Origin of the sequence: Arsukibacterium sp. UBA3155 (assembly GCA_002364615.1) — a bacterium.
GTDB lineage: Bacteria > Pseudomonadota > Gammaproteobacteria > Enterobacterales > Alteromonadaceae > Alishewanella.
On record DEYP01000020.1, the window covers coordinates 51,447 to 62,253 of the forward strand.

The 10,807-nt window shown below is 48.7% G+C and carries 10 protein-coding genes, 1 pseudogene and 1 riboswitch; of the genes and pseudogenes, 5 read left to right on the top strand and 6 right to left on the bottom strand.

From position 1 onward, the window contains the following. The first annotated feature begins 33 nt into the window (after nt 1-33). Nucleotides 34-378 carry a hypothetical protein gene (locus B2X65_RS09925; RefSeq protein ID WP_290612366.1) on the top strand — a complete coding sequence of 115 codons (345 nt, stop codon included), beginning with the start codon at nt 34-36 and terminating at the stop codon, nt 376-378. Nucleotides 379-382: 4 nt separating this feature from the next. Here the strand turns inward: B2X65_RS09925 and B2X65_RS09930 are convergent, their stop codons facing one another. Both B2X65_RS09930 and B2X65_RS09935 read right to left on the bottom strand, forming a co-directional pair. Continuing rightward, a complete protein-coding gene (locus B2X65_RS09930; RefSeq protein ID WP_290612367.1) occupies nt 383-1,342 on the bottom strand; it encodes a DUF3667 domain-containing protein in 960 nt (319 codons plus the stop codon). A 78-nt stretch (nt 1,343-1,420) separates the two neighbouring features. Beyond that, the gene (locus tag B2X65_RS09935; RefSeq protein ID WP_290612368.1) at nt 1,421-1,747 is read right to left on the bottom strand and encodes a DUF1840 domain-containing protein; all 327 of its coding nucleotides are present in this window, start codon (nt 1,745-1,747) and stop codon (nt 1,421-1,423) included. 79 nt (nt 1,748-1,826) lie between these two features. Between B2X65_RS09935 and glpK the strand changes: the two genes are divergently transcribed. The 3 genes from glpK (at nt 1,827) to B2X65_RS09950 (ending at nt 4,692) form a co-directional block, all read left to right on the top strand. Further along, nucleotides 1,827-3,329 (top strand): glycerol kinase GlpK, encoded by a 1,503-nt coding sequence (gene glpK / locus B2X65_RS09940; RefSeq protein ID WP_290612369.1) that lies wholly within the window; start codon nt 1,827-1,829, stop codon nt 3,327-3,329. 53 nt (nt 3,330-3,382) lie between these two features. After that, a complete protein-coding gene (pcp, locus tag B2X65_RS09945; protein WP_290612370.1) occupies nt 3,383-4,018 on the top strand; it encodes a pyroglutamyl-peptidase I in 636 nt (211 codons plus the stop codon). A 105-nt stretch (nt 4,019-4,123) separates the two neighbouring features. Further along, nucleotides 4,124-4,209: riboswitch (cyclic di-GMP riboswitch) on the top strand. Nucleotides 4,210-4,320: 111 nt separating this feature from the next. Next, entirely contained in the window at nt 4,321-4,692 is a 372-nt protein-coding gene (locus tag B2X65_RS09950) for a DUF3718 domain-containing protein (RefSeq protein WP_290612371.1), read from the top strand. A gap of 68 nt (nt 4,693-4,760) precedes the next feature. Here the strand turns inward: B2X65_RS09950 and B2X65_RS17840 are convergent, their stop codons facing one another. The 4 genes and pseudogenes from B2X65_RS17840 to B2X65_RS09965 all read right to left on the bottom strand — a co-directional run bounded on the left by B2X65_RS17840 (nt 4,761) and on the right by B2X65_RS09965 (nt 7,205). Continuing rightward, on the bottom strand, nt 4,761-5,171 hold the full coding sequence (locus B2X65_RS17840; protein ID WP_414631418.1) for an NAD-binding protein: 411 nt from the start codon (nt 5,169-5,171) through the stop codon (nt 4,761-4,763). Nucleotides 5,172-5,321: 150 nt separating this feature from the next. After that, nucleotides 5,322-6,320: pseudogene (locus tag B2X65_RS17845) on the bottom strand (cation:proton antiporter); the annotation flags it as partial. A gap of 59 nt (nt 6,321-6,379) precedes the next feature. Continuing rightward, nucleotides 6,380-6,934 (bottom strand): MgtC/SapB family protein, encoded by a 555-nt coding sequence (locus B2X65_RS09960; protein ID WP_290612373.1) that lies wholly within the window; start codon nt 6,932-6,934, stop codon nt 6,380-6,382. A gap of 10 nt (nt 6,935-6,944) precedes the next feature. After that, the gene (locus B2X65_RS09965; protein WP_290612374.1) at nt 6,945-7,205 is read right to left on the bottom strand and encodes a DUF1289 domain-containing protein; all 261 of its coding nucleotides are present in this window, start codon (nt 7,203-7,205) and stop codon (nt 6,945-6,947) included. A 123-nt stretch (nt 7,206-7,328) separates the two neighbouring features. Between B2X65_RS09965 and B2X65_RS09970 the strand changes: the two genes are divergently transcribed. Then, nucleotides 7,329-10,502: an amidohydrolase family protein gene (locus tag B2X65_RS09970; RefSeq protein WP_290612375.1), complete on the top strand. Its 3,174-nt coding sequence runs from the start codon at nt 7,329-7,331 to the stop codon at nt 10,500-10,502. Nucleotides 10,503-10,807: the final 305 nt, after the last annotated feature.

A 10,807-nucleotide genomic window follows, 5' to 3' on the forward strand; every position in this document is an offset into this window, starting at 1 on the left:
TATGGTAGCGTTTTTAACAACAGGTCTATTTGCATGAAAACCCGCTATCTGCTGCTTACCTTTTACCTTAGCTGCTCTGGCAGCAGCCTGGCCGCTTATGCCACCAAAGCGCCGCAAGCAAGTGACACAGATAGCGCCGCTTTTAAAACTGCCATCATGGACAGCTATTTGCAACGTTGTGTTGAGGTGCTTAACAACAAAGGCTATAGCAGCGACGCCATTAAAGCCGAATGCAAATGTGAGCTGGATCAGATTGATCAGCACTTTGCTGTTTTTCAGCAAATGCTTGCGGCTGATAAAACAGCCAACCTGCAGCAGATTAATGCGTTAAAAAAACAATTACTACAGTGTAAAACGACGCCGCAGACCACGCAGTAACCGGCTAAGCCCAAAGAATGCTCAGCACAACAAGGCTTAACATAGCGCTGATAAACAGCACGGTATAAATCGTACTGGTTAAACAGAACTTTAACAGCGTTTTGCCCCAGCTCTGCTGATAGTAATACTTCTGACAAAGCAACAAATACAGTGGGATCCACCAAAAAATGGCGGTTTCCAGCCCCGCTAAAATCAATCCGGTCGCCAGCCAGTTCCAGCTTATGCTTTTTTCGAGCAAGTCAATAGCAAGAAAAATAACTAACATTTGCAGAATAAAAGTGTGGCTATGCAACGCCACAATCAGGTGCTCCATATAATATCGACTGGAGCGGAGATACAGCAGTTTCAACAACAGGGCGAAAATGGGCAGCAACAGAAACATCATTTGCGGCGCCAGACTGAAAAACTTACTGATCGCCAGTTTGGGGTTAGCCAGGATCGTATCCAGTTTGGCAGTAAACTCTTGCTCTGCTTCATCAGACAAAAAAGAGAGGCGGACACCAGGCGCAGACTCATCAGGTGTCGTCTGTGATTGACTTTGTGCAGTATCATTATTCAGCTCAGCTGCTAAGTTAGTCAGGTTTTTACTATCTGGTATCGCATTGTCAGTGCCCAGTACCACCACATTGTCTGGCCCTCGGGTAACCGGCGGGGTGTCCGGCACCAGCCGGGCAAAAATCAGAAAGGCAATAATCGACGTAAACAGATACAGTCTTAGCGGCGGTACATAAGGCACCCGGTGACCGGCAACATAACGACAGCTTAAAAAAGCAGGCCGGAACCATAGCGGGATTAATGTTTGCCAGAGCCGGGTATCCCAGTTGCTGAACTCCCCAAAAAACTCAGTTACTACTCCACTGACATTACGGATATAATTTTTCTTTTCCTGACCGCACTGATGGCAAAAATCACCGTGTAACGCAGTATTACAGTTGTCACAGTACTTCGGTGTCGTCGGATCCATCGTCAACTCTCAATTTAGGACTTAACATCGATTTTAAAACAGGCAAGTGTGTTATCAGTATACAAAAAAGTGTGGGCGCTACTCCCACATCAATCCGACATTAGCCTCGCTGGCTTTTTGCAGTAGTTTTAGCAGCGGCTCTGCCCGCTGTTTCAAGCTTACCCGCTCGGGCTTGTCCTCATCATCACTCTGCTTTTTTTCAGTGCCGGTTTTATTTTCCCTGGCCACTTCATCGTCATCCAGCTCTGCCACGGCCTGTTGTAAGCGGGATAACGCGTCCGGCACATCATCAGCAAACATGGCGCTTGGCAACTTAGTATCACGTCCCATCATTTTCAGTAATTGCATGCCCACATTGGTATGGTAATCAACATCCCGGCTTGCTTTGCTTTTAAAGGTAACCATAGTATTGCTCCATTAATAGTATTGCCTGGTTATATCCTGCTACTCTGATAGCAAGCATAACTTACTTTTCAGTATTAACATGGCAACCACTAAGAACGCTCATTATATTCTTGCGATAGATCAAGGCACAACGTCCAGCCGGGCGGTTATTTTTAATCAGCAATTACAGCAAATTGCTGCGGCTCAACACGAGTTAAGCTTAAGCTATCCGCAGTCCGGCTGGGTAGAGCAAGATCCACAGCACATCTGGCAAAGCGTGCTGGACTGTATTGTTGAGGTTCTTAGCAAAGCCGGATTATGCGCTGCTGATATCAGCGGTATTGCTATTAGCAATCAGCGGGAAACAACGGTGTTATGGGATAGACACACCGCCAAACCGATTTCGAACGCTATCGTCTGGCAAGATCGGCGAACAGCTGCCTTTTGCAAAGTATTACAACAACGCGGGTTAGAAGACACCATTAGTCAGAAAACCGGCTTACGCGCCGATCCATACTTTTCAGCCAGCAAAATTGGCTGGTTGCTCGATAATATTGCCGGTGCCAGAGCCAAAGCAGAAGCCGGCCAGCTGTGTTTCGGTACCATAGACAGCTATCTGCTATTCAAGCTTACGGCCGGCAAGGTACATGCCACCGACGCCAGTAATGCCAGTCGCACAGCGCTGTATAATCTGACCAGCCAGAACTGGGATCCAGAACTGCTGCAGCTTTTCAATATTCCAGCAGGCCTGTTACCGACAATTAAAGACTGTGCCGGTGTATTTGGCACCACCTCGACCGACGTATTGGGCGCTGAAATTCCGGTAATGGCGATGTTGGGCGATCAACAAGCAGCGTTGCTGGGTCAGGCATGTATAAGCCCGGGTATGCTGAAAAGCACCTATGGTACCGGCTGCTTTGCCATGGTTAATACCGGCGATAAGATAGTACGCAGTAAAAATCAGCTGTTAAGTACCCTCGCCTGGCAGTTAAATGGCAAAGCCACCTATGCGCTCGAAGGCAGTATTTTTATGGCGGGCGCCACCATACAGTGGCTGCGCGATAAACTGGGTATTATCAGTCAGGCCTGTGAAACCGAAGCACTGGCTGCACAAAGTCATTATCAGCAAACTGAATTACTGGTACCGGCATTTACCGGCCTGGGCGCACCCTACTGGCAACCTGAAGCAAAAGCAGCACTGTTTGGTATGACCCGCGATACCGGCAAAACGCAGCTGGCTGCCGCTGCGCTATGCAGCGTGGCCTATCAAAGTGCCGATTTACTTAGTGCCATGAACCTGGATGGTATTGACGTTGCACAACTTAGAGTAGATGGCGGCATGACCAGCAACGACTGGTTTTTGCAGGCACTGGCTGACTTATGCCAGCAACCGGTGCTGCGCTGTAATACCGCTGATGCCACCGTGTATGGTGTTGCGTTTCTGGCAGCACTTAGCCTCGATTACTACCCTGATATCGACGCAATAAGTCAGTTGTGGCAAGCCGAGCAGCAATTCACCCCACAACTGGCTGCCAGTGAACAGAACAAACTTTATCAACGCTGGCAAACAGCAGTTGCTGCAGTGCTCAGCCAGCAGCTATAGTAGTAACTAAATAACAGTAATAACTAAATAATATTAATAACAGAGGTTTGAACATGGCAAAGGTACTAATAACCGGGTTTGAACCTTTTGCCGGTGAATCTATAAATACCTCGTGGCAGGTTGCCAACGCGTTACACCACTGGCAATTGGATGACGAGGTCAGTGTGGTTGCCCAGCAACTGCCGTGTGTGTTTAAACAGTGCCTGCTTAGCCTGGAGCAAGCCATAAATCAGCTTAAACCTGCGGTGGTTATCATGCTTGGCCAGGCTGGTGGTTGCGCACAGCTGCAACTTGAAAAAATTGCCAGTAATTACATTGATGCTCATATCGCTGATAACGCCGGTCAGCAACCACGCAACTCCCTTACGGCGTCACATGGCCCGGCGGCCTATTTTAGTAATTTGCCACTGCACGCCTCGCTAAACGCACTGCAGCTGCAACACATTCCGGCTCAACTGTCGTTATCTGCCGGCAGCTACGTCTGTAACCACAGCTTTTATGGTTTAATGCACCTGATTAAAAACCAGTACGCCAGTATTAAAGGTGGTTTTATCCATCTACCCTATTTACCTGAACAGGTAATACATAAACCCAATACACCAAGCATGGCACTGACTACGTTGATCTCGGCCGTGCAAATTGTCATTGAAACCAGCTTACAGCAACGCCCTGACCAGCTAGTGACCTAAACAGCCAGTGGTCTGATCAGATTGCGATAACTTATTCAGTTCTCACCATAAAAAATATTTTAGATTTAACGCTTGCATAAATATTAAGCATTAATTAAGATGCGCGAATTCGAAAGGCAAGACATCTGAAAAGATGATCACGCAAAGCTTCAGGTCTAACGGGGAAACCCTATGATAGCTGGGCTGCCGTCGCAAGTTGCGATGTTTATTCTGTTTCGTCCAGAGTTAAACGCAGACCTTTCGTGTACCGCAACCCCGGTTGCTAACAATGATCGTCAACTGACTCAATTCGGAGCTTGAATATGAAAACCAAATTTATCGCTATAGCCGCTGTTATCGCTGCCACCTCTTTTGTAAGTGCTCCTGTTGCCGCCGACGATCAATTAGCCATCTCTATTTGCTCTTACGTTGCTTCAGACAGCCGTAACAACCTGCGCAAAGTATTAAGTGACAACCGCATCCGCTTATCAGCTGTTTACAGTGGTGTAGTATGTGACGGTTTGCCGTTAGTGCGTCATGCCATTAAACACAATGCCAATGAAACAGCTGAGTTTATGATTAAACAGTTACCTGGCAGCGTTGTTGCCGCCTCTGGTGATGCTGAGTGGGCTCAAAGCAATGGTTTTGCTGCGTCACCGGTAATTAACGCTATTAAAGAGCGTAGCGCCAGCTAAGCTGCGTCACAAAATCCAGCTTTTTAAAAAGCTATCTGTTTACCCATAAAGGCGCCTTATCGGCGCCTTTATCCTTTTCCGGTGTTACTGCTAAAACACTGTTGTTTAACGTGTTCGGCAATACCTACTCCTGCTTCTGACATCGTTAAATAGGTTTCATCAGCGCCAGCGGCGATAATATTACGGGCCTCGTCATTGTGCATGCTGTGCGAGACGATAAAGCCATTAAACCCGGATGCCCGCAACTTTTTAGCGGCAATAACCTTAGCTTCCACGTCATTCATGCTAAGGATTACGGCCTGCACATTGCCATAGTCCAGGCCCTGCCAGAACACCTGATCTTCAGCGTCGGCATAAAAAATATTGATCCCATGTTGTTGATGATCAGCAACTTTAGCCGGATCAGAATCCATGGCAATGATTTTTCTGCTGGCTTTCAGGTAATTATAAGCGGCATTGCCGGTGCGTCCCATCCCCATAATAAGCACATCAGCGTCACCTAAGGACACGGGTTGCTCATCCGGATGATGAATATTGCGCTCTAACTTCAGCAACCGGTTACATAATCGCTCGTACAGTGGGTGTGCCAAACGGTTTAGCGGTGCTGAAATAACAAATGAAATGGCCACGGTTAACGCTAGTGGTACCATCCACTCGGGTAACACCACACTGGCCACAATTAAGCCGAACTCACTGTAATTGGTCAGACTCAGACTGGCCAGAAAGGCACTGCGCGCCCTGAGTTTAAACAACACCAGCAATAAGAAAAACAAGATAGCCTTCAGGGGCAGAATAAGGGTCATTACCCCGGCAAATAGCCAGGCATTGGCATCTGGCAGGCCATCAATACCAATTTGTAAGAAGAACCCGACCAGAAAGAATTCTTTTATACTCCACAGCGATTTTGATAACTCGCCTGCCCGCGGGTGTTTTGCCAGCATCGCCCCAAATACCAGCGCACCAAGTTCAGAGCTTAACCCCACCAGCTCAAAACCCTGCCCGCCTACCACCAGTGCCAGCAATAAACCAAACAGGATCAGCAGATCTTCGTGGCCACTGGCATCAAGCAGTTTAAACAACAGTGGCCGAAGCAGAGGTAAGGCAAACACCAGCAGCGCCCAGGCCGATGGCACCGTGCCGCTGGCCAGGCTCATGACCAGTAGCGCCAGTAAGTCCTGCACTATAAGGATACCTATGGCCACCCTGCCGTGAAATGCCCGTAGTTCCCGCTTACTCTCCAGCACCTTCGCCGCCAGTACCGTGCTGGAAAACGCTAAGGCAATGGCCAGCATTAATGCCTGATACCAGCTAACCTCAAAAATAAATAACACGGCAGGCAGGGTCAGCAAAATGGATAGACCAAAATGCAAGGTGCCGCCTCCCAGCACCTCGGCTTTTGCCAGGCTGCGTACGTTTAATTTTAAACCGACGGTAAATAACAACAGCAGCACGCCCAGATGCGCCACATGATGAATAATCGACGGGCCATCCGCCGGCAGGTTCATTTCACTGGCGGTAGCGGAAATAACAAACCCCGCCAGCAGGTAACCAATCAGTGGCGGTAACCCAATTAACCGGACCAGCAGGCCCAGTGAAAACGCAAATCCTATCCAGACAGCTTCAAGCATTGCTTAATCCTAATCTTGCCTTTATCCATACCATCATATCTAAACCCTCAAAACCGATGTTAATGTGGATCATCAATATCGGTTTTCCCTGGCGGCGGAACATCGCCTTGGCGACGTTTAAACAGACCATTATTGGCCCGTTGTACCCACTCATTATAAGTGCGGTGCACCCCCCGGCGCATTGAGGAAGACGAGCTTTCCAGCACCCCCACCCCCACCAGTACTGCTACCACCAGCACTGACAGCTTTATCGCGACTAAATCGTGGCCGACACCAATACAGACACCAATAGCGGCCAATACCCAAATGGTTGCCGCTGAAGTCACGCCCAGTACCATACCGTCACGGCTTAGCATGACGCCGGCGCCGAGAAAGCCAACGCCGGTGATTACCTGGCCGATAATTCGTGACGGATCGGTCATCTCGGAATTGACCGACATCGATACCGCGATAAACACGTAGGTACCCATAATAATCAGAATGGAGGTACGGATCCCGGCCGGCTTACCGCGTAATTGCCGCTCCAGACCAATGATAAAACCACAACATAGTGCAGTAAGCAGCTCTTGCCAGCCCAGCGGATCTATTGCGATGATGGTTTGCCAATCCGGCATATGGTTTCCTTTATTTTGCTCTTACGATGGCTTTTGCCGCCTGCCATTCTTGCTGGGTTATAGCCGTTGTTTCTTCATCAGCAGCCGGCTGTTGCTCTGCTTTACATTTTCTCTGAGCAACCTTTTGTAATATAGCGTAATTTTCAGCGTCTGACCGCCTGTTCCAGTCAACAATTTCAGTGATGTGCCGATAACAGCCCACACATAGCTTTTCACTGTTTAAGCGACAACAGGCAACACAGGGTGATTCCGGCGCAGGCAACACGGACATATTCTATCGACTCCTTCAGCACTCTGGTCGTATTGCTTGCGACCAGCGCTTAACTTTATCAGCACTTTATGCCAATCTGGCAAAGTACATAACTATAACGAAAACCGCCACGGGAACCTACCAATGACGAAACTTAAACCTTGTTTACTGGCGCTGGCTATTGCCAGTGTAACGCTGCAAGCGGACGAAAAAGCCCCTAGCTGGGATGTAAATGCGCCGCAAGGCCAGTTCGAAACCGTCGATATTAACGTGCAGCAGGGCAGCTGGATGAATATTACGGTAAGCCCGGATGGTAAAACCCTGGCTTTTGATTTATTAGGTGATATTTACACCATGCCTATAGCCGGTGGCAAGGCCACCGCGCTGACCAACGATATTGCCTGGAATATGCAGCCGGTGTTCAGCCCGGATGGCAAAACCATTGCCTTTACCAGTGACCGCGATGGTGGCGACAATATCTGGTTAATGAATACCGACGGCAGCGAGCCGCGTGCCGTAACCAATGAAACCTTTCGCTTGCTGAACAGCCCTGCCTGGAGCCCCGACGGCCAGTTTATTGTCGCCCGTAAACACTTTACGGCCAGTCGCTCGCTGGGCGCCGGTGAAGTATGGCAGTACCATATCAGTGGTGGCAATGGGGTAATGCTGACTGAGCGGCAAAATGATCAGAAAGATTTAGGTGAACCCGCCTTTTCCCGTGATGGTAAATATATCTATTTTTCTCAGGACGACACACCGGGCAAAACCTTCCACTACAGTAAAGATTCAGAGTCTGGCATTTATGTCATTAAACGGTTTGAGCGTGAAACCGGAAAAATTGAAGAGCTACTCGGTGGAGCGGGTGGTGCCATTCGCCCTACGCCTTCTCCCGACGGCAAATATTTAGCCTATATTCGCCGGGTAGATTTTCAAAGCACCCTGTTTTTGTATGATTTAGCCAGTGGCGAGCATATTAAACTATACGATGGTCTGGACCGCGACATGCAGGAAACCTGGGCCATTCACGGGGTTTACCCTACCCTGAGCTGGACGCCGGATAATAAAGCCTTGCTGTTCTGGGCCGGTGGCGACATTAAGCGGCTGAATATTGCCAGCAAACAAGTCTCGACCGTACCGTTTGAAGTGAATACCAGCAAGCAAATCCAGACCGCACTGCGGGTAAAACAGGATTTAGACAGCACCGACGTTGACGTCAAAATGCTGCGTTTTGTTAAAGTATCCCCCAATGGTAAGCAGGCGGTATTTACTGCATTGGGTCATTTATATATCACCGATTTAAACGATCCTAAACCGCGCCGGTTAACCAAGCAAACTACCGATTTCGAATTTTATCCCGAGTTTTCGCGCGATGGTAAAGAGCTGGTATTTGTCAGCTGGAACGATCAAACACAAGGCGCGGTAAACCTGTTGAACTTGCGAAATGGCCGGGTAACCAAACTGACCAGTGAGCCGGGAAAATACATCGAGCCGACCTTGAGCCCGGATGGCAAAACCGTGGTCTACCGTAAAATCGGTGCCGGGCGCTTGCTGCCCAGACAGTGGTCACTCAATACCGGTCTGTATAAAATCAGCAGCCGCGGCGGTGACAGTGAACTGATTGCCCGCAATGGCTATGCACCGATGTTTGGCGCAGCTAATGATAAAGTTTACGCCATGGATTATGGCAGCGCCCCGAGCTTTATCAGTATCGATTTACAAAAACATAGTCAGAAAACCTTATATACCGCTAAATTTGGCACCGAATTTAAACTATCGCCTGACGGTAAATATCTGGCGTTCGCCGATCGGTTTAAAATATTTGTTACCCCTTTTATTGAACGGGGTAAAGCGATTGATATCAGCGGCACCGACAAGCAGCTACCGGTAAAACAACTGTCTGTCCGTGCCGGCGAACATATCAGCTGGAGCGGTGACAGCCAGAATCTGTACTGGAGCCTGGGGCCTGAGTTATATCATGCCGGCATTAATGGCTTGTTTGAGTACAGTGCCAAAAGCGATGATTTTAAAGTAGAAAACGGCATTAATCTTGGCTTTAAGTTTCCGGCTGATATCCCACGAGGCACAGTAGCCTTTGTCGGTGGTCAGGTGCTAAGTATGAAAGGCGATGAGGTTATTGCCGATGGCGTGGTTATTGTTGAAAACAATAAAATTAAAGCGGTAGGCAGTCGCGGTGATGTTGCCGTACCAAGCAATGCAAAAGTGTTTGATATTACCGGTAAAACCATCATGCCTGGGATATTCGATGCGCATGCCCACGGCAGCCAGGGTAATCAGCAAATTACCCCGCAGCAAAACTGGCAAAACTACGCCGGTTTAACCTTTGGCGTTACCAGTATCCACGACCCGTCAAACGATACCCGGGAAATTTTTGCAGCCAGTGAAATGCAGCAAAGCGGCCAGATCGTCGGACCGCGTATTTTCTCTACCGGTACCATTTTATATGGTGCAGAAGGTGCAGGTTATACCTCGCATATCGACAGCCTGGAAGACGCTAAATTCCACTTAGAACGTTTGCAAAAAGTCGGGGCGTTCAGTGTTAAAAGCTATAACCAACCACGGCGTAACCAGCGCCAGCAGGTAATTCAGGCAGCGCGTGAACTGGGTATGATGGTAGTACCGGAAGGCGGCTCGTTAATGCAGCACAATTTAACCATGATTGTCGATGGCCACACCACCATCGAACACGCCCTGCCGGCTGCAAAAGTGTATGACGATATTAAGCAACTGTGGCAGGCCAGTGGCACCGCGTACACCCCTACCCTAAACGTGGCCTATGGCGGTATCTGGGGCGAAAACTACTGGTACGATAAAACCGAAGTGTGGAAACACCCGCGCTTAAGCCAGTATGTGCCAATGGACGTGCTGGCGCCACGCAGTATGCGCCGCCCTACCGCGCCAGAGCATCACTACAACCACTTTGAAGTAGTAAAAACGGCCAAGCAATTACAGGATGTTGGCGTAGTCACCAATATCGGTGCGCATGGTCAGCGCGAAGGCTTAGGTGCACACTGGGAGATCTGGATGTTTGCCCAAGGCGGCATGACCCCGCTGGAAGCGCTGAAAACCGCTACCATTAACCCGGCTAAAACCTTTGGTATGGATCATCAGTTAGGCACTATTGAACCGGGTAAGCTGGCTGACTTAATCGTGATAGACGGTAACCCACTGGCTGATATCCGGGTAAGCGATAAAGTTATTTATACCATGGTAAACGGTCGCTTGTTCGATGCAGAAAGTATGAATGAAATTGGCCTGCGTGAACGTCAACGCCAGCCATTTGAGTTTGAACCCAAGTAACCGCTTTACATTAAACACTTTACACCAACCTCTAATAAAAGCCCCTGCCAACGCAGGGGCTTTTCCTTTACCCCTTTCAACCTGTTTAAGCCAACCGCAACTACTATTGAGTTTTCTATTTGCAACTCGCGGGCTTTCATCTCGTATTTTACTGACGCTAAATTGTATACAACAAAAAAACGCTTGATTTACATTCAGGTACAAGAATAGACTCAGCCAACTAAAAAAACTCAGAGGAAGTTCCGTCTGCAACTTGCCGGGGCAGAGCCTTTGAATAAGCTGTTATAAGCCATGGAGGCTTCAGT